We start from the raw sequence: 18,603 nt of genomic DNA, 5'->3' as shown, positions 1-18,603 counted from the left end.
CACCCTCGGCGCCGCGGGCCACCACCACGTCCAGCCCGGCGTCTTGTGCGCGCCGGGCCTCCTCCGCGTCGTAGACCTGCGTGGCGGTGCGGATTCCGACCGCGTGGGCGCGCTCGACCCAGGACAGGTCGGTGCCGAAGCTGACCGAAAGCAGCGCGGGGCGGGCCGCCAGCGCGGCATCGAACAGGTCCGGCTGGTCGCGGATCACCCAGTCCACCAAGCCGATTCCGAACCTCGCCGGTCCGACCCGGGCCACCTCGGTGGCCAACGACGCGGCAGTGGCGGTGCTGCCCATTCCGATCATGCCCAGCCCGCCGGCGGCGGTGACCGCAGCGGCCAGCCGTCCGCCGGCCACCCCTCCCATCGGCGCGTTGACGATGGGCACCCGCAGCCCCGCCCCCAGCGACCAGGGCGTGCCGAGCCGCGCTGCCGGAACGCTCAGTGCGCGGCGCTCTTGGCCACGGTGAGCAGCACCACCGAGTCCTCCAGCGACTCCAGCGCGTGGCGGGTCAGCGGGATGCCGACGATCTCCCCCGCCGAGCCCTCCCAGGCGTCGTCACCGGCGGTCAGCCGCACCCGGCCGCGCAACACCTGCAGGGTGGACTCCCCCGGGCTGTCGTGTTCGGCCAGCGCCTCGCCGGCCCGAAGTGCCACCAGGGTCTGACGCAGATGGTGCACCGATCCGCCGTAGACGGTGTGGGCCGAGCGCCCGCTGTGGTGCTGCCGGGCCTCGGCCAGTTTCTCGTCGGCCAACGCGATCAGCGAAGTCGATTCCATCGGTAATCCTTACTGCTAGGCGGGCGGACAGGTGTTCGGTTCAAACAATTCAGCGGGCCAGCAACAGAATGCCCAGCGGCACCAGCGCGGCGACCTTGATCAACTCCAGGACGATGTAGGCGTAGTGCGCGCGGGAGCGCGGGGCATCCAGCCCGGCCAGCACCTGATCGGCGCGACGGCTCAGGCCCGGACGCACCATCACCAGTTGGGCGACCAGCATCGTCACCGCGACCGCGAACGTGACCACAATGGGCGCGGTCGGGCGCTCGGAGACGAACGACGCCGCGATGGCGGCCGCCAGGATGAGTTCCGCGGAGTTGAGGGCCCGAAACACCAGCCGGCCGATACCCAGGCAGATCGGGATCGTCGCGTTGGGCGCGCGGAACTTCAGCGGCGCCTCCATGAACGAGATCGCGGCCACCATGCCCAGCCAGAGGAATGTCGCGGCGATCGCAACGGCGGCGGCAATGCTCACCCGGTGGTTCCTTCCACCGGCACCGGACCAGCCGGCGACTGCCCGATGCGGACCCCGTTCGGGGCCGGCTCGGCCCCATCGATTTCCATCGACTTCAAGTGCGCCACACACAGATCCGGCTGGGCGAACGAGTCGAGACGATCGACGGTCACCGGTGCGTCCCAGGCTTCCAGCGCGCCTTGCATCAGCCCCAGGTGGATCGGGCAGACCACGTCGGTGGAGGTCTCGGCGAGCTCCAGGAACGGACAGTGCCGCAATCCGAGCTGCTTCTCACCGGCATCGTCGGGTTCGAGCTGCTCGGGCTGGAAACCGAGCTCGTCGAGCATGTCGACGAGCTGATCGGTCGACTCGTCGGCGCCGACGGGATCGGCCGGGCGGTTCAGCGGCCGCAACCGCTGACCCCACGCCCGGCCGGCCGCCAGCGCTTTGCCACTGGGGTCGGAGTCGGCGGCCAGGCCGATGGTGAGGATCTCGGCGAGCAGCCGGAACCGGCGCGTGCCACCGCGGTCCATCTGCCGGATCGCCCGGAACATCAACGCCGGCCGGCCGCGACCCTTGTGGTCGGGCTCGGTGTGCTCGACGCGGCCTTCCTCCACCAGGGTGTCCAGGTGAAAACGCACCGTGTTGGGGTGCACCCCCAACTCGTCGGCGATCTGCGCGATGCTCAGCGGCTCGTCCGCGGCCTGCACCAGCCGAAGCACGTCGAGGCGACGTCCTCCAGGCGGCCCAGGCGGTTTGGCGATGTCGCTCACTCCCCCTGGGGAGGGAAGCTGGCCACTAGCGGGGTGTCGATGCCGAGCGGTCCGATCTTGGCGGCCCCACCGGGTGAGCCGAGCGCCTCATCGCGGCCGGGCAGCGCCTCGGTGAAGAACTCCGCGTTGTCGGCCAGGTGCGGTTGCAACTCCTCCGGAAGGTCATCCTCGTAGTAGATGGCCTCGACCGGGCAAACCGGTTCGCAGGCACCACAATCCACACATTCGTCAGGATGGATGTAGAGGGCTCGCCCGCCTTCGTAGATGCAGTCGACGGGGCACTCCTCCACGCAGGCCCGGTCCATCACGTCAACGCACGGCTTCCCGATCACATATGCCATGGGCGTGAGTTTACACAAGGGATTTTGTAGAAACTAGAAGGGCGACCCATTTGTCGGAGGCCGAACTCGACGCCCGGGTGCTGCCCAGATCCGGGAAGCACAAGACCATCGTCGCGACCTTCGCCGAGCCGGCGGCCGGCGAGTGGTTGCGCTGCTCAACGACCACGAGCCGGAGCCGTTGCGCCTCGAGTTCGAACGCCACCGCCCCGGCAGCTACGGCCGGGAGCACGTCGGCCCGGATGGGTTGCGCTGCTTGATGATTCGCCGGAAACCTCAGTTCCTGAACCCGCTGGCAGCGGGCTGACAGACCAGTGCTGGACCACGGCGGTCAGCCTCGGGTAGAAACGACTGATGGCTGACAGGTACCGCGACTTCCCCACCCTTCGACTCGAAACCGGCGACAACGGTGTGCTGCAGCTAGTGCTGGACGCGCCGGGGCTCAATTCGGTGGGCCCGCAGATGCACCAGGACCTGGCCGACGTGTGGCCGGTCATCGACCGCGACGACGCGGTGCGCGCGGTGCTGGTCCGGGGCGAGGGCAAGGCATTCTCCGCCGGCGGCAGCTTCGAACTGATCGAGAAGACCATCGGCGACTACCCCGGGCGGATGCAGGTGCTGCGCGAGGCCCGCGACCTGGTGCTGAACCTGGTCAACTTCTCCAAGCCGGTGATCTCGGCGATCAACGGCCCCGCCGTCGGCGCCGGGCTGGTGGTGGCGCTGTTGTCGGACATCTCGGTGGCTGGGCGCACCGCCCGGCTCATCGACGGCCACACCAAGCTCGGGGTGGCCGCCGGCGATCACGCCGCCATCTGCTGGCCGCTGCTGGTCGGCATGGCCAAGGCCAAGTACTACCTGTTGACCTGCGAGACGCTGCACGGCGAGGAGGCCGAACGCATCGGGCTGGTCTCCAAGTGCGTCGACGACGACGAGGTGCTGGCCACCGCGACCGGAATCGCCGACGATCTGGCGCACGGCGCTCAGGACGCGCTGCGCTTCACCAAGCACAGCCTCAACTACTGGTACCGCCAGTTCGCACCGGCCTTTGAGACCGCGCTGGGGCTGGAGTTCCTCGGCTTCTCCGGCCCGGATGTGCACGAGGGACTGGCCGCCATCCGGGAGAAGCGCAAGCCCCGGTTCAGCTAGGCATCGACCCCGATCGCCTGCGCCGTGGCCCAGCGGTAGTCGGCCTTGCCGGACGGCGAGCGCTGCACACGCTCGCAGAACACCACGTCCTTGGGCAGCTTGTAGCGGGCGATGTGGCGGGCCGCCTCGGCGACGATGTCGTCGGCCTCGGCGCCGGCTCCCTCCGCCAGCTGCACCACGGCGACGACCTCGTGGCCCCACCGTTGACTGGGCCGCCCCACCACCACGACGTCGTAGACGGCGGGGTGGCGGCACACCGCGGCTTCGACCTCCTCGGCGAAGATCTTCTCGCCGCCGGAGTTGATGGTCACCGAGTCACGGCCGAGCAGCTCGATGCCGCCGTCGGCATGCCAGCGTGCCCGGTCACCGGGGACCGAATGCCGGATGCCCTCGATGATCGGGAAGGTGCGCGCGCTCTTCTCCGGGTCGCCCAGGTATCCCAGCGGGACATAACCCTGCTGCGCCAGCCAGCCGATCTCGTCGTCGCCGGGCGACAGGATGCGGGTGAGGTCCTCGCTGACCACGACCGCGCCCGGGTTCGGGGTGAACCGACCGGTGGACGGCTGCCCGCGGCTGGTGGTCTGGCCCATCTGCGCACCGGTCTCCGACGAGCCGCCGGCATCCAGGATCGACAGCTGCGGCAGCAGCTCCAAGATCCGTTGCTTGATCGGGACGGTCAGCGGCGCGCCACCGCTGGCCAGCACGAACAGCCCCGACAGGGCTTCGGCCAGCTCGGGGCCACCGGCCTCCAGCGCGTCGGCAAGCGGCCGCGCGAAGGCGTCCCCGACGATCGACAGCGAAATGACCCGCTCCCTGGCGGCCAACTCCCAGGTCGCCACCGGGTCGAACCGGTCGGTCGTCGCGGACATGACGAACGGCCGGCCGCCCAGCAGCGTGATGAACGCCGCCCACTGCGCGGCGCCGTGCATCAGCGGCGCCACCGTCATCGAACCGGGGCCTCCGGCGCGGGTGCGATCGACGATCTCGGTCAGGCTGGTGGGCACGGCACCGCTGCCGAACTCCCGGCCGCCCATCGCGTTGATGAAGATGTCGTGCTGGCGCCACAACACGCCCTTGGGCATGCCGGTGGTGCCGCCGGTGTAGAGCAGGTAGAGGTCATCCGGCGACGGCGCCAGCTCCAACGGGTCGGCGGAGGTGGCGGCCAGCAGCTCCTCGTAGCGCACCGCGCCGGGCAGCGGATCGTTGCCGGAGTCGTCGTCGACATGGATCAGCGTCAGCGGCGGCAGCCGATCGCCGGCCCGCCCCAGTGCGTCGGCCAGCGTCGCGGCGTAGCGGGCGTGGTACATGACCGCCTCGGCGGCGGCATCGGTCAGCACATAGACCAGTTCGTCGGCCACATAGCGGTAGTTGACGTTGAACGGGGCGACCCGGGCGTGGTAGGCCCCGAGCATGCCCTCCAGGTATTCGTTGCCGTTGGCCAGGTACAGCGCGAGATGACTCTGCCCGGATTCATGGCCGGTCAGTTCCGGGCGCTCGCGGCGCACCCCCAGGCCACGCTCGTGCAGGGCCCGCGCCAGCCGGCGCGCACGGTCTTCGATCTGGGCGTAGGTCAGCCGCCGGTCACCGAACACCACGCACTCGCGGTCGGGGATCGCCGCGGCCACCGCCGAGAAAACCTGGGCGAGATTGAATTCCATTGCCGCTCCTCGATCGACCACCGGCCCGCGCCCGGATTACGCTACTAGCTGACTCCTATTCGGCCGATGACGGTCTCGGGGGGCGCATCACAGCACCGTCAGGCATGCTTGCCGCATGTCGGTGGACGCCCTGCTGCAGTCGATCCCGCCCTTGCTGGTTTACCTGCTCGTCGGCGGGGTGATCGGCCTGGAGAGCCTGGGCATTCCGTTGCCGGGCGAAGTCATGTTGGTAGGCGCCGCATTGTTGTCTTCCCGCCACGAGTTGGCGGTCGACCCCGCCGGGGTCGCGGCGGCGGCGATCACCGGCGCGGTGATCGGCGACTCAATCGGATATTCGATCGGTCGTCGCTTCGGCATGCCGCTCTTCGACCGGCTGGGCCGGCGGTTTCCCAACCACTTCGGCCCCGGTCACATCGCCTACGCGGAACATCTGTTTGCCCGCTGGGGAACCAGCGCGGTGTTCTTCGGCCGGTTCGTCGCGCTGCTGCGCATCTTGGCCGGTCCGCTGGCCGGGGCGTTGAAGATGCGCTATTCGCACTTTCTCATCGCCAATGTGACCGGCGCGATCTGCTGGGCCGGCGGCACCACCGCCCTGGTTTACTACGCCGGGATGGCCGCCGAGCACTGGTTGTCCCGGTTCTCGTGGGTCGCGCTGTCGGTAGCGGTGCTTGGCGGTGTCATCGGCACCCTCGCGCTGCGGGGACGCATCGGCGCGCACATCGCCGAACTCGAGGCGCAGCATCGCCGCCAGTCCGATGTCGTTCAGGAACCCGCCGAATAGCGGCCGGATAGGGGTTGTCCTCGCGCCGTCGCCGGAGCATGGTGGAAGGGACCGGCGGCGCCGCCGGGGCGTCGCCCCGATCTCCTCGGAGGCCGATATGTTCGCGCGCGCAACCACCATCCACGCCCATCCGTCCTTCCTCGACGAGGGCATCACCCACGTCCGCGGCGTGGTGATGCCGGCCCTGGCCGACATGGACGGCTGCGCGGGGATGTCAATGCTCGTCGACCGCGACGCCGGCCGGTGCATCGTGACCTCGTCCTGGCTCGATGAGGACACGCTGCGGGCCAGCGAGGCCGGTGCCCAGCAACTCTGCGACCGTGCCACCGAGATCTTCCACGCCACCGCCGAGATCACCCGCTGGGAGATCGCCGCGGTACGCCGCGATCACCGGTCACGGCGCCACGCCGGCGTGCGGGTCACCTGGCTGCGGACCGACCCGGCCAGCTGCGAACGGTTGATCGACACCTACAAGCTGGCGCTGATCCCGCAGATGGCCGACATGCACGGGTTCTGCAGCACCACCCTGCTGGTCGACCGCTCGTCCGGGCGCGCGGTGTCCTCGATCAGCTTCGAGGACCGTGCGGCGATGGTGGCCAGCCGCGGCGGCGAGCAGGCGATCTGGGCCCGGGCCATCAACGATGTCGGCGCCGATGTGCTGGAGGTCGCCGAGTTCGACCTGGCGATCGCGCATCTGAACGCGCCCGAGATGGTGTAGCCATCGCTAGCCGTAGTAGGCGAAACTGCAGGTGGGGCGCGGTTCGGTCTTGAACGACGCCAACTTGCCGTCGAGGATGATGGTGCAGGTGAGTTCTTCGTCGCCGGCGTCGGCGCTGACCGAGGTCTCCACCTCGTCGTAGACCGGGTACTGCCTCTCCCACGGCAGGCGCACGTTGGTCTCGGTCTGTTCCGGCTCGCCGTTGATGCGGTAAGTGATGGTGACCGGGGTGTCCGGCGCGCCCATGACCTTCATGGTCGCGGTACCCACCGGTGGGCCGCCGGGCGCGGGCGTGCTCGCGGTCGGCAGCGGAATCCGGGTCAGGGGTGTCGGCAATGGCGGCAGCGTGGCGGTTGCGGGAGCCTTGACGGCGACAGGCTTGCCGCCGGTGCTGTGCGCACATCCGGCATACGTGACGGACAGAACCAATCCGGCCAGGGCAGCAACGACGCGAGCAGACTTCGTCACCGCCGCAGCCTATGTCGCGCAGGCACTGGGCGATGCGGATCGACTCGCACCGGCAGGAACACCGCACAACGCCATGTCATCGGTGGGCCGTTGCGCCTCAACCTTGCGCGAGCGTGAATCGGGAGGGGTGACCTCGCGTTAACCTTTGGTCGTGGCGCGTCGCCGCCTTTGCCAGGAGGTATCACCCATGCGGTCTTTCACCGTAGCCGTGGTCGTGACGGTTGCCGCCATGCTCGGTTGCCCCGACATCGCGGGGGCGGCCCCGACGGATTACTGCGCCGAGCTCAAGGGCGGCAATACCGGCCGCACGTGTGAGATCCAACTCTCCGACCCCGGGTACAGCGTCGACATCAGCATCCCGCTGAACTACCCAGACCAGAAGCCGATCGCCGAGTACATCGCCCAGACCCGCGAGGCGTTCCTCAACACGGCCAGGTCCGGCGCGCCTCACAGCGCACCATCCGAGTTGAGCATCAAGCCGACGGAATACACCTCATCGATCCCCCCGCGCGGCACGCAGACGGTGGTGTTCACGGTGAACCAAAACGTCGGCGGGGCACAGCCACAGACGAAGTACAAGGCGTTCAACTGGGACCAGACCTATCGCAAGGCGATCACCTTCTCGGCCGCATCGGACGACAAAGAACATGCGCCGTTGTGGCAGGTGGATGATCCGCTGAAGACCGTCGCGCCGATCGTCCAGGCGGAGCTGCAGCAGCAGCTGGCACCGCCGTCCGCCGACCCAGGACAGTCGACGACGACCACGTCCACCACGGCGCCAGCACCGTTACCGTTCGCACAATCCGCGCTGTATGACCCCGCCAACTATCAGAATTTCGCGGTGGTCAACGACGGGGTGATCTTCTTCTTCGACCAGGGGGTGTTGTTGCCCGCCTCGGCCGGGGCGTTACACGTGCTGGTGCCCCGGTCTGCGATCGACCCGATGATCGCCTAACGACTCCCCGGTGACATTGCGCTGCGCAGTTGAGTGCGTCTCACTTGTTGTGGTCCCGGCTGGGATCGAACCAGCGACCTTCCGCGTGTGAGGCGGACGCTCTCCCCCTGAGCTACGAGACCGGATGAACGAGGTCGAAGACTAGCACGCCCGGCGCCCACCACCTCAACGCGCAGCCTGATCGTCGCCCGACTCGCCGTTCTGACAGGGCAAGTTGTGTTGTCTCACATCAGTGGACTAATGTTCTGCTTCGCGACGAGCGACGATCTCGCTCGTGGCACGCGGATGTAGCGCAGTTGGTAGCGCATCACCTTGCCAAGGTGAGGGTCGCGGGTTCGAATCCCGTCATCCGCTCGAGGGTGTCAAGTGGCATCAACCCCTTGCGGTGGAGTGGCCGAGTGGTGAGGCAACGGCCTGCAAAGCCGTGCACACGGGTTCGATTCCCGTCTCCACCTCCGTTCCTTGGCTCTAAGCGCGGTTAGCTCAGCGGGAGAGCGCTTCCCTGACACGGAAGAGGTCGCTGGTTCAATCCCAGTACCGCGCACCAGATTTCATGCAGGTCAGCGCTCACTTTCTGACCTCAACACCGGTGCCGCACCAGATTCGCACCACCATGAGGAGCCCGCGCCGATGCGGCCGGCCGTTGTCGGTGCCGCGTGCCATGGTGGCCACATGACTCGCCTTATCACCGTTGTCGCTGCTGCGATCGTCACGCTCTGTGCTGCGGCCCCTGGTCCCGCCGGCGCCGATCCCGGCCCGACGCCCGCACCGCCAGGGCCCGGCGGCGGCTTCGCCTCCGGTTGGGCGCAATGCGGCGACCGGTTGGTGCCTGCCGATCCACGGGTCGACATGTCAAACCCGTTCGGTGGGCTGATCTACCGTGAGATGCTGCGGCACGCCTGCGGCAACGATGGCGCCGCAATGACCCCCTGACCGCACTTGCCGGCCGGTCGGCCCATACCGGGCTGGTGCGGTGCCACGAACACTGCCTGGCCCCGGCGGACTCCGCCGGTGAAGCCGCATCTAGCGGGAACCGACCCGAAGCGTGGGCCGGTCCGCACCAACGAGCAGCCAGGCAGCAGAATCGATGGCAACGCGCACGCAGGTGGAAAGGTAGCGAGAGATGAGCCCCACGAATCGACCCATCGCCGCCCTGTCGGCGGCCGCCCTGTTGGCTGCCGGTGTGCTGGCGGCATGTTCGGGTCCCGCCGAATCGGAGCGCGGGGCAATGTCGTCGGACAGCACCGGACCCGGGACGGCCGCATCGAAGCCGGGGCACACCGGTGACACCCTGACGCTGACCCGAGCCGACGGCAGCACCATCACCGTCACCCTGGAACGCGTCATCAGCCCGGCGACCGTCGCCCCCGGCAAGGGCGACCCGGCGGTCACCTACATCGCGACCGAACTCAAGATCGCCAACCAGGGCACGGCGACGATGAACGGCAACGCCAACACCAACGTCTGGGTGATCGGTTCCGACGATCACAGCTACGAACCGGATCTGAACAACGTCAGCGAATGCACCAATTTCGACTCCGGCATGTTCCATGTCTCCCCGGGCGATGCCGCAACCGGTTGCGTGGTGTTCGCGCTGCCGCATGGCGTCAGTCCGGCGAAGGTGAAGTACGCACCCTCCTCGGGTTTCGCTGATGACTTCGGGGAATGGCTGGTCTCCTGAGCCACCCTTGCCGTCAACCAAGGGTTGACGATCTGTGTTCGTCAACCTACAGTTGACGGCATGGTCGATCCGACGCGCCTCGCTCCGCCGGTCCGCCTCGACGACCTCATCAACGCCATCGCCGGGGTGCACGAAAACCCGCTGGAGCGGCTGACCGACGCGGTGCTGGCAGCCGAGCATCTCGGTGAGGTCGCCGACCACCTGATCGGGCATTTCGTCGACCAGGCACGCCGGTCCGGTGCCTCGTGGACGGAGATCGGCAACTGCATGGGGGTCACCAAGCAGGCGGCGCAGAAGCGGTTCGTCCCGCGCGCCGAAGCCGCCGTCCTCGATGCCGAGCAGGGCTTCGCCCGTTTCACACCGCGGGCACGCAACGCGGTGGTGGCCGCCCAGAACGCCGCCCACCGCGCCCGCAACGCCGAGATCACCCCGGATCATCTGATCCTGGGCGTTTTAAACGATCCCGACGCGCTGGCCACCGCCTTGCTCACCGCACAGCACATCGAGCCGGGGGCCGTCGCGGCCACCGTCGCGCTCCCCGCCGGCGACGCCGAGCCCCCCGCGTTGATCCCGTTCAGCGGCACGGCACGCAAGGCCCTGGAGCTCACCTTCCGTACCGCACTTCGACTCGGGCACAACTACATCGGCACCGAGCACCTGCTGCTGGCCCTGTTCGAAGTCGAAGACGGCACCGGGCCGCTGCATCGTGCCGGGGTGGATCCGGAAAGGATCGAGACCGACCTGGCGCACGCCTTGGCCTCGATCACCGCAAACTCGGCCGACGGCGACGCCGCCGCCCCGAACTGACCAATGCCTAGATCAGGCTGGCCAAGCTGCTGCACCTGCCACCGCGATGTGCCATCATGCCCACAGGTAAACCGAAGAAGGACATGATGCATCGCTGGATTCTGGCCGTCGTCACCTCGCTAGTCACCACGTTGGCCCTGCTGGTGCCGGCGGCCGGGAACGCCACGCCCACCCTGACTCCGGAAGCCCCGATCGGCCGGCTCGGCGACACGCTGCGGATCCAGTACCAGGATGAGGCCTTCGGCAAAATCATCGCGGACGTGACCCTGCACGACGTGGTGCCCAGCGAGATCCCGCCCGGCTGGGGCCAGAACGGGTCGCCGCGGTGGCGCGCCCAGGGCGGTCCGTGGCGGGCGAACCTCACGATCCACCCCATCTCGGTACCCAACAGCTACATCATGGCGGCCTCGGTCACCTTCAGCGGTGTCACCCCGGGCGGTGACGCCTACGTGTCCAAGCACACCGATGACCCCACCGCGCTGGATGCGGTGCTGACCAACGCGCCGGAGGGCTCCACGGTCACCGGCGGGGTTTACTGGGATGTCTACCGCGGCTTGGTCACCCATGTGGTGATGCTCTCCCGCAACACCGGCCTGCGGCTGGCGCAGTGGAATCTGTGAGTCAGCCGGCGCTCAACGCCAGCAGCCGAGATGTGGCCCGCAAGTACTTCTTTCGGTAACCCCCCGCCAGCATCTCGGCGCTAAAGATGCCGTCCAGCTTCGCTCCGGCGGCCACCACCGGGATACCGGCGTCATAGAGCCGGTCGGTCAGCGCCACCAGTCGCAGCGCCACGTTCTGATCCTCGATGGGATGCGCACCGGTGAGGAAGACGCCCGTGACTCCTTCGATCAGCGTCAGATACCGCGACGGGTGCATGGTGGCCAGGTGCGCGCACAGCGCGTCGAAGTCGTCGAGGGTCGAACCCGGTAGGGCGGCGGCGCGCTGCGCGACCTGCCGCGCCGACGGCGGTTCGGGCGCCGGCGGCAGGTCCCGATGCCGGTAGTCCGGACCGTCGACCCGCACCGAGGTGAAAATGCTTGCCAACGCGCTGATTTCACGTAGAAAATCCTGAACGGCGAAGCGTCCCTCGCCGAGTTGCTCGGGCAGCGTGTTCGACGTGGCGGCAACCGACACCCCCTGCGCCACCAGTTCCGACAGCAGCCGCGACACCAAGGTGGTGTTGCCCGGGTCGTCGAGTTCGAATTCGTCGATGCAGACCACCGTGTAGCCGCCGAGCAACTCGATGCATTCGGTGAACCCGAACACACCGGCGAGTTGGGTGAGTTCCATGAACGTCGCGAACGCCGTCCGATGCGGCTGCGTGCCGTGGGCGCTCTCGGCGACCTGGCGGTAGACCGACGCCAGCAGGTGGGTTTTGCCGACCCCGAACCCGCCGTCGAGGTACAACCCGACACCCGGCAGCACCTCGCGCTTGCCGAGCAGCCTGCGCCGCCCGGCCCGTCGCTCCACCGCCTGCGTGCAGAACGCCCTGCAGGCCGCCACGGCCGCCGCCTGGGTCGGTTCGGCCGGGTCCGGCCGGTAGCTGGCGAAGCTGGCCTCGGCGAACGTCGGCGGCGGGGTGAGCTGCGCGATCAACCGCTCCGGTGAGACGGCCGGATGCCGGTCCACCAGGCGAGCGCTCGCCTCGACGTCGGGATTGGGCACGCAGGAACTGTAGCCACATGGTGCAATCGTGGCCATGTCCGACCTCAGCGCAGACCCCGGTTTCACCCGGCTGGACTCGACACAACCCGTCGATGACGCCGAACTGGCCCGGCTGTATGCCTACCCCGAAACCGATGGCTCGCGCAGCTGGCTGCGGGCCAACTTCATCGGCAGCATCGACGGCGGTGCCACGATGGCCGGCAAGTCCGGCGGGTTGGGAAGCCCGGGCGATCGGGCCGTGTTCATGCTGCTGCGAGCGCTCGCCGACGTCGTGCTGGTCGGCGCGGGCACCGTCCGGGTCGAGAACTACGGCGGCGCCCGCCTCAACGTCACCGAGCGTCTGCGCCGCCGCGACCGCGGACAGTCCGAGGTGCCCGGGCTGGCGATCGTGAGCCGGTCGGGGCAACTGGATCGGGACGCTCGCGTCTTCACCGACACCGAACTGCCACCGCTGGTGCTGACCAGCGCGTCGGCGGCCGAGGCCACCCGGCGGCGACTCGACGGCCGCGCGGAGGTGCTGAACTGTTCAGACCGCGACCGTGACCGGGTTGACGAGGCCGCGGTGCTGGCCGCGCTGGCCGCCCGTGGACACCATCGGGTGCTCACCGAGGGCGGCCCGACCCTGCTGGGTTCGTTCGTCGAACGCGATCTGCTCGACGAACTGTGCCTGACCGTCGCCCCGTACCTCGTCGGAGGACTGGCCCGGCGCATCGCCACCGGCCCCGGCGAGGTGGCGACCCCGATGCGTTGTGCGCATCTGCTGGTCGACGAATCGGGCTACCTCTACGGCCGCTACGTCAAAGGCGCGCGCCTATAAGCTGGCCGGCATGCGTCGGCACTCCAGGATCGCGATCGCACTCGCGACGGCCACCCTGCTAACCGGTTGCGCTCCCGGACTGGCCGCCAACCCGCGCTTCGCCACCGACTCCGGCGCCGGCCCGCAGGGGCAACCCGAGTCCACCTCCGACAAGGCCGGGCCACCGCCTGTCGCGGTGCCCAAGAACGATCTGCCCTGGCATGACTGCACCGCCAGGGTGTTCGGCGACGCCGCGGTGCCCGCCACGCCCGGCGTGCGGTTGGACTGCGCGAGCTACGACGCCGACGTCGACCCGCTCGGCGGCGGCTCCTCGGCGATCAGTATCGGCGTGGTGCGGGCCCGGTCGGTGCAGACCCCGGCCGATGCCGGACCGGTTGTCTTCACCACCGGCTGGGACCTGCCGTCGTCACTGCAGCTACCGGTCTGGCTGGCACGTGGCGGCGCCGACGTGCTCAACGGCCATCCGATCGTCGCGGTGGACCGGCGCGGCACCGGGATGTCGAGCCCGGTGGACTGCCGCGAGCGCAGCCAGCGCGACGAGATGTGGAACCTGGCTCAGTTCACCCCCGGCGACGATCCGGTGGCCAATCTGGGCACCGTGGCGATGGCGGCGACCACCGACTGCACCGACTCCATCTCACCGGGCGAATCCTCCTACGACAGCACCCACGCCGCCACCGACCTGGAGCGGCTGCGCAGCATCTGGGACGTGCCGGCGCTGGCACTGCTGGGCATCGGCAACGGCGCCCAGGTCGCCCTGGCCTACGCCGGCTCGCATCCGGGCAAGGTGGCCCGGCTGGCACTGGACTCCCCCATCCCGCTCGGTGTGGCCGCCGAGGCCGCCGCCGAGCAGCGGGTCAAGGGCCAGCAGGCGGCCTTCGACGCGTTCGCCTCGCAGTGCGTCGCGGTGGACTGCGCGCTGGCCCCGGACCCGAAAGGCGCCGTGGACGCGGTGCTGGACTCCGCCCGGTCCGGGCATGGCCCCGGCGGCGCCTCGGTGGCCGCGGTGACCCATGCCATCGTCACCGCGCTGGGCTACCCCACCGGTGATCGCGTCAACACCACCAACGAACTGGCCCGGGCGCTGGCCGCGGCGCGCGACGGCGACGTCAACCTGCTGAACAACCTGATCAACCGGGCGCAGGGCACCGTCGGCAGCGACGGCCACTTCATCAATTCCTGCGCCGACGCGCTCAACCGGCCCACCCCGGACCGCGTCCGCGAACTGGTCGTCGCCTGGGGTAAGGAGTACCCACAGTTCGGCGCCGTCGGCGCCCTCGACATGGCACAGTGCCTGAGTTGGCCCACCAGCACCACCCCCGAGCAGCCGAAGGAACTCAAGATCGATGCGCTGCTGCTGGGCGTGCAGAACGACCCGATCGTCGGCGAGGACGGCGTGGCGGCCACCGCAGCGGCTGTCATCAACGCCGGCGCGGCCAGCAAGCGGGTGATGTGGCAGGGCATCGGGCACGGGGCGACGGTGTACTCGGCGTGCACCGTGCCTCCGTTGGTCGGCTACCTCGACACCGGCGAGCTGCCCGAGACCGACGTCTACTGCCCGGCCTGACCCCGCTTCGGTGTACGGTGCGCTGGTGACGGCAGCCGACTCCCTTACGAACCGGGCGCGCACCGCCCTGCTGACAGCGTTTCGGCCACCCACCACGGCGCCGAGCACCGCGACCGTACTGCGGTCGGTGCTGTGGCCGCTGGCCATCATGTCGCTGATCCACCGCTCGGTGGTGCTGCCGCTCAACGGCAACATCACCGACGACTTCAAGCCGGTCTACCGGGCGGTGCTGAACTTCCGGCACGGCCTGGACATCTACAACGAGCACTTCGACTATGTCGACCCGCACTATCTCTACTCCCCCGGCGGCACGCTGCTGATGTCGCCGTTCGGCTACCTGCCGGAGACCTTGTCGCGCTACACCTTCATCGCCACCAACACCGTCGCGATCCTGATCGCCGCCTACCTGCTGCTGCGGATGTTCGGCTTCGGGCTGACCTCGGTGGCGGCTCCCGCGCTGCTGGCGGCGATGTTTCTCACCGAAAGTGTTTCCAGCACACTGGTGTTCACCAACATCAACGGCGTGATCCTGCTGGCGGAGGTGCTGTTCTTGCGCTGGCTGCTCGACGGCAGGCCCAGCCGGCAGTGGTGGGCCGGTGTCGCGATCGGGCTGACCCTGGTGGTCAAGCCGGTGCTGGCGCCACTGCTGCTGCTGCCGCTGCTGAGCCGGCAGTGGCGGCCGTTCGTGGGCGCCGTCGCGGTGCCGGCGGCGTTCAACGCGGTCGCGTTCCCGCTGTCGAGCGATCCCACCAGTTACTTCACCCAGACGGTGCCCTACATCATGGGCACCCGCGACTACTTCAACTCCTCGATCCTGGGCAATGGCGTGTTCTTCGGCCTGCCACCGGGGCTGATCCTGTTCCTGCGCGTGTTGTTCACCGTGATCGCGGCGGTCAGCCTGTGGCTGCTGTATCGCTACTACCGCACCCGTGACCCGCGGTTCTGGATGCTGACCTCCTCCGGTGTGCTGCTTACCGCGTCCTTCCTGGTGCTGTCATTGGGCCAGGGCTACTACTCGATCGTGCTGTTCCCGTTCCTGATGACGGTGGTGCTGCCGAACTCGGTGCTGCGCAACTGGCCGGCGTGGCTGGGGGTCTACGGGTTCATGACGTTGGACAAATGGCTGATCTTCCGGTGGATGAACGTCGGGCGCCCGCTGGACTACCTCAAGATCACCTACGGTTGGTCACTGTTGCTGATCGTGGTGTGCGCGGTGCTGTGCTACCGCTACCTCGACGCCCGTGAACAAGACCGCCTGGACGACGGGATCGATCCGGCATGGCTGGCGAACGAGCGGGCGCGAGCTACCGTGGAGCCATGACGTCTCCCAAGGTTTCCCTCACCGACGACGAGTGGCGGGCGAAGCTGACCCCCGAAGAGTTCGCGGTGCTGCGTCGTGCCGGTACCGAACCGCCGAACACCGGCGAATACACCGACACCACCACCGAAGGGGTCTACGAGTGCCGGGCGTGCGGCGCCGAATTGTTCCGCAGCACAGCGAAATTTCACTCGCACTGCGGCTGGCCGTCGTTCTTCGACCCGGCCGATTCCGAGGCGGTGATCCTGCGCCCGGATGACTCGCTGGGAATGCGGCGAACCGAGGTGTTGTGCGCGTCCTGCCACAGCCACCTGGGGCATGTGTTCGAAGGCGAGGGCTACCCCACTCCGACCGACCAGCGTTACTGCATCAATAGCATTTGCCTGCGGCTGATTCCGGCCCCCTGAGCGCCGAGGCTGTAGTTACCGAGGTCGCCACTCGCACTTTTCCACGCTGACTACAGGCTCGGCGAGTGGGAGGCGCCCACGGCCGCGGCGAAAGCTAGTCGATACGCGTGGCGTGGACTTCCCAGAACGGCGCGTGCGCCAGCTGGCCGTCCAGCAGCGGTTCGATGACCGCCAGTCGCCGCGCGATCTCCCGGATCCGGGGCGGCGCGGCCGGACTCTGCTCGGCCTGGGCGGCGAACATCGCCGCGTTGACGTTGACCAGATAGCTGGTGGGCCCCAGGTAGCTGATCTGCCAGCCGCCGGCCGGCAGCCCTGCTCGCAGCTCGTCGACCGACATCGCTGGCGGCATGAAGAACCCGTTGATGTTGTAGTCGGCGGCCGCGATCAGGTAGAGCCGGGCGCCCGGCTTGGTCGCCCGGTGCAGCGCCCGCAGGTAGTCGTGCTGGGCCGGGCCGCCGAACGTGTTGTAGAAAGCGGCGTCGACGACGGTGTCGAAGCAGTCGGTGAAACCGTCGAGGGTCTTGGCGTCGCCCACTTGAAAGTCGACCGAGACGCCCGCCGCCCGGGCGTTGGCGCGGGCCCGCTCGATCGCCGTCTCGGACACGTCGATGCCGGTCGCCGCGAAGCCGTGTTCGGCGAAGTGCACGGCATGGTGGCCCGGGCCGGTCCCCGGGTCGAGAACCGCACCTTTGATCGCGCCCAGTGCGACCAGCCGCCGCACCACCGGCTGGGCGCCACCGATGTCCCATGGGGTGGCGGCGGGCGATCCCGCCGCGGCGCGGTAGATCTCTTCGAAGCGTTCGGCATCGCCGGCCGGCGGGCCGGATGCGCCGGTCACGGCAGGGCGGCCACCAACTGCTCGACGTCGACCCGGGGACCGGTGAAGAAGGGGGTCTCCTCGCGGGCGTGCAGCCGAGCCTCGGTGTTGCGCAGGTCGCGCATCAGGTCGACGATCAGGTCGAGTTCGGGCGCCTCGAACGCAAGAATCCACTCGTAGTCGCCGAGCGCGAAGGCCGGCACGGTGTTGGCGCGAACGTCCTTGTAGGGCCGGGCCGCCATGCCGTGCTCCGCCAGCATCCGGCGGCGGTCCTCCTCGGGCAGCACATACCACTCGTGCGAACGCACGAACGGGTAGACGCAGATGTAAGCGCCGGCCGGCTCACCGGCGATGAACGCCGGGACGTGGCTCTTGTTGAACTCGGCGGGCCGGTGCAGCGCCACGTTGCTCCACACCGGCGTGCAGGCCCGGCCCAGCGCGGTGCGCCGGAAGCCGGCGTAGGTGGCCTGCAGGTCCTCCACCCGCTCGGCGTGCGACCAGATCATGAAGTCCGCATCGGCGCGCAGGCCGGCCACGTCGTAGACGCCGCGGATCACCACGCCGCGCTCCTCCTGCTGTTTCAGGAAGGTGGCGGCCTGGTCGGCGACCTCGTCGCGACTGGCGGATCCCTCGTCGAGGGCCCCGGGACGAACCGAGAACACCGAGAACATCACGTAGCGGATGGTGGAATTCAGCTTGTCGAAATCGAGGTGCGCCATGCCCCACATGCTGCCACGACACGCCGTTGCTAGGGGGCCGGGGTGGCGCTGATCACTGCCGCCACCGCGCGATCGGCCGCCGCAATGCAGGCCGGCACACCGATCCCGTCGAGGTAATTGCCCGCGACCGCCACCGTCGGCGGCAGCCCGGCGCGCAGTTCGCCGACCAGGGCCGCGTGCCCGGAACGGTACTGCGGCATCGCCGCAGGCCAGCGCTGCACCCGGACCTCGACCGGGTCCACCATGACCCCGAACAGGGTCTCCAGATCCTGCATGGCCCACCCCACCAACTCAGCCTCGGTGGCATGGGTGCGGGCGTCGCCGAACCGGCCGAACGACAGTCGCAGCAGTTCGACCTTGCCGCCATAGCCCCAGTTCCCCCACTTGCGTGAGGTCAGGGTGAGCGCCTTGGCGTGCAATCGCTCCCCGGTCGCGACCAGCACCCCGGAGTTGTCCGGGAACGCCGCGCCGGCGGGTACCGCCAGCGCCACCACCACCGACGACGCGCTGACGATGCCGCTGGCCGCCGCCGCGGTGCGGGGCGCGAATCCGGTTGCCAGCCGTGCCAGCGTCTGGGCCGGCACGGCCATCACCACCCGGTCGGCACGGTGGAAGCCGCCGGCGGCATCCCGCAACAGCCAGCCGTCGGCCACCGGGTCGATCTGCGTGACCGCCGCCTGCACCCAGCGCAGCCCGCTGCGGCGCACCAGCGCGTCGATCAGCACCTGATAGCCACC

Annotated in this window: 23 protein-coding genes and 4 tRNA genes; 15 read left to right on the top strand and 12 right to left on the bottom strand. The window is 68.9% G+C overall.

Going from position 1 to position 18,603, the window contains the following annotated elements:
- The 5 genes from DQP56_RS16030 to fdxA all read right to left on the bottom strand — a co-directional run.
- Positions 1-364: beta/alpha barrel domain-containing protein (locus DQP56_RS16030; protein WP_526022710.1), on the bottom strand; the 364-nt coding region annotated here is incomplete at its 3' end.
- Between the two features lie 74 nt (positions 365-438).
- Complete coding sequence (locus tag DQP56_RS16025; protein WP_112687033.1) at positions 439-777, bottom strand: cupin domain-containing protein; 339 nt, start codon at positions 775-777, stop codon at positions 439-441.
- Positions 778-826: 49 nt separating this feature from the next.
- A complete protein-coding gene (locus DQP56_RS16020) occupies positions 827-1,252 on the bottom strand; it encodes a hypothetical protein (protein ID WP_112687031.1) in 426 nt (141 codons plus the stop codon).
- A complete protein-coding gene (locus DQP56_RS16015; protein ID WP_112687029.1) occupies positions 1,249-2,004 on the bottom strand; it encodes a helix-turn-helix transcriptional regulator in 756 nt (251 codons plus the stop codon). Before DQP56_RS16015 ends, DQP56_RS16020 begins: the two co-directional genes overlap by 4 nt.
- Positions 2,001-2,345, bottom strand: a complete 345-nt coding sequence (gene fdxA / locus DQP56_RS16010; RefSeq protein ID WP_041318112.1) for a ferredoxin — start codon at positions 2,343-2,345, stop codon at positions 2,001-2,003. Before fdxA ends, DQP56_RS16015 begins: the two co-directional genes overlap by 4 nt.
- 351 nt (positions 2,346-2,696) lie before the next feature.
- On the opposite strand from fdxA, the gene DQP56_RS16000 reads away from it, so the two are divergent.
- Positions 2,697-3,488, top strand: a complete 792-nt coding sequence (locus DQP56_RS16000) for an enoyl-CoA hydratase/isomerase family protein (RefSeq protein ID WP_112687027.1) — start codon at positions 2,697-2,699, stop codon at positions 3,486-3,488.
- Here DQP56_RS16000 and DQP56_RS15995 read toward each other — a convergent pair.
- Positions 3,485-5,146, bottom strand: coding sequence for an acyl-CoA synthetase (locus tag DQP56_RS15995; protein ID WP_112687025.1), 1,662 nt, complete (start codon positions 5,144-5,146; stop codon positions 3,485-3,487). The genes DQP56_RS16000 and DQP56_RS15995 overlap by 4 nt on opposite strands.
- Positions 5,147-5,261: 115 nt before the next feature.
- On the opposite strand from DQP56_RS15995, the gene DQP56_RS15990 reads away from it, so the two are divergent.
- Positions 5,262-5,927, top strand: coding sequence for a DedA family protein (locus DQP56_RS15990; protein WP_112687023.1), 666 nt, complete (start codon positions 5,262-5,264; stop codon positions 5,925-5,927).
- Between the two features lie 97 nt (positions 5,928-6,024).
- Positions 6,025-6,645 carry a hypothetical protein gene (locus tag DQP56_RS15985; RefSeq protein WP_112687021.1) on the top strand — a complete coding sequence of 207 codons (621 nt, stop codon included), beginning with the start codon at positions 6,025-6,027 and terminating at the stop codon, positions 6,643-6,645.
- A 6-nt stretch (positions 6,646-6,651) separates the two neighbouring features.
- Here the strand turns inward: DQP56_RS15985 and DQP56_RS25320 are convergent, their stop codons facing one another.
- Positions 6,652-7,113, bottom strand: coding sequence for a hypothetical protein (locus DQP56_RS25320; RefSeq protein ID WP_234825698.1), 462 nt, complete (start codon positions 7,111-7,113; stop codon positions 6,652-6,654).
- 187 nt (positions 7,114-7,300) lie between these two features.
- Here DQP56_RS25320 and DQP56_RS15975 point away from each other — a divergent pair, with 187 nt between their 5' ends.
- On the top strand, positions 7,301-8,068 hold the full coding sequence (locus DQP56_RS15975) for an esterase (protein WP_112687019.1): 768 nt from the start codon (positions 7,301-7,303) through the stop codon (positions 8,066-8,068).
- Between the two features lie 50 nt (positions 8,069-8,118).
- On the opposite strand, the gene DQP56_RS15970 is transcribed toward DQP56_RS15975, so the two are convergent.
- A tRNA-Val gene (locus DQP56_RS15970) sits at positions 8,119-8,190 on the bottom strand.
- Between the two features lie 159 nt (positions 8,191-8,349).
- Here DQP56_RS15970 and DQP56_RS15965 point away from each other — a divergent pair.
- The 7 genes from DQP56_RS15965 to DQP56_RS15940 all read left to right on the top strand — a co-directional run bounded on the left by DQP56_RS15965 (position 8,350) and on the right by DQP56_RS15940 (position 11,176).
- A tRNA-Gly gene (locus tag DQP56_RS15965) sits at positions 8,350-8,422 on the top strand.
- 30 nt (positions 8,423-8,452) lie between these two features.
- Positions 8,453-8,523: transfer RNA gene (locus DQP56_RS15960), tRNA-Cys, on the top strand.
- 17 nt (positions 8,524-8,540) lie between these two features.
- A tRNA-Val gene (locus tag DQP56_RS15955) sits at positions 8,541-8,615 on the top strand.
- 125 nt (positions 8,616-8,740) lie between these two features.
- A complete protein-coding gene (locus DQP56_RS24455; protein WP_133258944.1) occupies positions 8,741-9,001 on the top strand; it encodes a hypothetical protein in 261 nt (86 codons plus the stop codon).
- Between the two features lie 190 nt (positions 9,002-9,191).
- Entirely contained in the window at positions 9,192-9,749 is a 558-nt protein-coding gene (locus tag DQP56_RS15950; RefSeq protein WP_234825697.1) for a DUF4352 domain-containing protein, read from the top strand.
- Between the two features lie 60 nt (positions 9,750-9,809).
- Positions 9,810-10,556 (top strand): Clp protease N-terminal domain-containing protein, encoded by a 747-nt coding sequence (locus DQP56_RS15945; RefSeq protein ID WP_112687017.1) that lies wholly within the window; start codon positions 9,810-9,812, stop codon positions 10,554-10,556.
- Positions 10,557-10,642: 86 nt separating this feature from the next.
- Positions 10,643-11,176, top strand: coding sequence for a hypothetical protein (locus DQP56_RS15940; RefSeq protein ID WP_112687035.1), 534 nt, complete (start codon positions 10,643-10,645; stop codon positions 11,174-11,176).
- A gap of 1 nt (position 11,177) precedes the next feature.
- Here the strand turns inward: DQP56_RS15940 and zapE are convergent, their stop codons facing one another.
- A complete protein-coding gene (zapE, locus tag DQP56_RS15935) occupies positions 11,178-12,257 on the bottom strand; it encodes a cell division protein ZapE (RefSeq protein ID WP_234825695.1) in 1,080 nt (359 codons plus the stop codon).
- Here zapE and DQP56_RS15930 point away from each other — a divergent pair.
- From DQP56_RS15930 to msrB, 4 genes are read left to right on the top strand one after another with little or no spacing between them, the layout of a single operon-like run.
- Positions 12,256-13,038: a pyrimidine reductase family protein gene (locus DQP56_RS15930; RefSeq protein WP_112687013.1), complete on the top strand. Its 783-nt coding sequence runs from the start codon at positions 12,256-12,258 to the stop codon at positions 13,036-13,038. The genes zapE and DQP56_RS15930 overlap by 2 nt on opposite strands.
- 10 nt (positions 13,039-13,048) lie before the next feature.
- Positions 13,049-14,605: an alpha/beta hydrolase gene (locus tag DQP56_RS15925; RefSeq protein ID WP_112687011.1), complete on the top strand. Its 1,557-nt coding sequence runs from the start codon at positions 13,049-13,051 to the stop codon at positions 14,603-14,605.
- 10 nt (positions 14,606-14,615) lie between these two features.
- Positions 14,616-15,926 (top strand): arabinofuranan 3-O-arabinosyltransferase, encoded by a 1,311-nt coding sequence (aftC, locus tag DQP56_RS15920; protein ID WP_112687009.1) that lies wholly within the window; start codon positions 14,616-14,618, stop codon positions 15,924-15,926.
- A complete protein-coding gene (gene msrB, locus DQP56_RS15915; RefSeq protein WP_112687007.1) occupies positions 15,923-16,330 on the top strand; it encodes a peptide-methionine (R)-S-oxide reductase MsrB in 408 nt (135 codons plus the stop codon). Before aftC ends, msrB begins: the two co-directional genes overlap by 4 nt.
- A 94-nt stretch (positions 16,331-16,424) precedes the next feature.
- Here the strand turns inward: msrB and DQP56_RS15910 are convergent, their stop codons facing one another.
- The 3 genes from DQP56_RS15910 to DQP56_RS15900 form a co-directional block, all read right to left on the bottom strand.
- Positions 16,425-17,168, bottom strand: coding sequence for a class I SAM-dependent methyltransferase (locus tag DQP56_RS15910; RefSeq protein WP_112687005.1), 744 nt, complete (start codon positions 17,166-17,168; stop codon positions 16,425-16,427).
- Positions 17,165-17,866 (bottom strand): hydrogen peroxide-dependent heme synthase, encoded by a 702-nt coding sequence (gene hemQ, locus DQP56_RS15905; RefSeq protein ID WP_112687003.1) that lies wholly within the window; start codon positions 17,864-17,866, stop codon positions 17,165-17,167. Before hemQ ends, DQP56_RS15910 begins: the two co-directional genes overlap by 4 nt.
- A 29-nt stretch (positions 17,867-17,895) precedes the next feature.
- On the bottom strand, positions 17,896-18,603 hold a 708-nt coding region (locus DQP56_RS15900), incomplete at its 5' end, for an FAD-dependent oxidoreductase (RefSeq protein ID WP_205868894.1).

The sequence above is a fragment of the Mycolicibacter senuensis genome (assembly GCF_003284925.1).
In the GTDB taxonomy this organism is placed as follows: Bacteria; Actinomycetota; Actinomycetes; order Mycobacteriales; family Mycobacteriaceae; genus Mycobacterium; species Mycobacterium algericum_A.
This window is presented reverse-complemented; position numbering and strand designations above follow the sequence as displayed.

Excerpts from the sequence above, each read along its gene's own strand:
- DQP56_RS16000 (WP_112687027.1), top strand. The coding sequence starts at position 2,697 with ATGGCTGACAGGTACCGCGACTTCCCCACCCTTCGACTCGAAACCGGC.
- DQP56_RS15975 (WP_112687019.1), top strand. The coding sequence starts at position 7,301 with ATGCGGTCTTTCACCGTAGCCGTGGTCGTGACGGTTGCCGCCATGCTC.
- fdxA (WP_041318112.1), bottom strand. The coding sequence starts at position 2,345 with ATGGCATATGTGATCGGGAAGCCGTGCGTTGACGTGATGGACCGGGCC.
- msrB (WP_112687007.1), top strand. The coding sequence starts at position 15,923 with ATGACGTCTCCCAAGGTTTCCCTCACCGACGACGAGTGGCGGGCGAAG.
- DQP56_RS15990 (WP_112687023.1), top strand. The coding sequence starts at position 5,262 with ATGTCGGTGGACGCCCTGCTGCAGTCGATCCCGCCCTTGCTGGTTTAC.
- DQP56_RS15945 (WP_112687017.1), top strand. The coding sequence starts at position 9,810 with ATGGTCGATCCGACGCGCCTCGCTCCGCCGGTCCGCCTCGACGACCTC.
- zapE (WP_234825695.1), bottom strand. The coding sequence starts at position 12,257 with ATGGCCACGATTGCACCATGTGGCTACAGTTCCTGCGTGCCCAATCCC.
- DQP56_RS15940 (WP_112687035.1), top strand. The coding sequence starts at position 10,643 with ATGCATCGCTGGATTCTGGCCGTCGTCACCTCGCTAGTCACCACGTTG.
- DQP56_RS15925 (WP_112687011.1), top strand. The coding sequence starts at position 13,049 with ATGCGTCGGCACTCCAGGATCGCGATCGCACTCGCGACGGCCACCCTG.
- DQP56_RS24455 (WP_133258944.1), top strand. The coding sequence starts at position 8,741 with ATGACTCGCCTTATCACCGTTGTCGCTGCTGCGATCGTCACGCTCTGT.
- DQP56_RS15950 (WP_234825697.1), top strand. The coding sequence starts at position 9,192 with ATGAGCCCCACGAATCGACCCATCGCCGCCCTGTCGGCGGCCGCCCTG.
- DQP56_RS15995 (WP_112687025.1), bottom strand. The coding sequence starts at position 5,146 with ATGGAATTCAATCTCGCCCAGGTTTTCTCGGCGGTGGCCGCGGCGATC.
- DQP56_RS15985 (WP_112687021.1), top strand. The coding sequence starts at position 6,025 with ATGTTCGCGCGCGCAACCACCATCCACGCCCATCCGTCCTTCCTCGAC.
- DQP56_RS15930 (WP_112687013.1), top strand. The coding sequence starts at position 12,256 with ATGTCCGACCTCAGCGCAGACCCCGGTTTCACCCGGCTGGACTCGACA.
- hemQ (WP_112687003.1), bottom strand. The coding sequence starts at position 17,866 with ATGGCGCACCTCGATTTCGACAAGCTGAATTCCACCATCCGCTACGTG.
- DQP56_RS16025 (WP_112687033.1), bottom strand. The coding sequence starts at position 777 with ATGGAATCGACTTCGCTGATCGCGTTGGCCGACGAGAAACTGGCCGAG.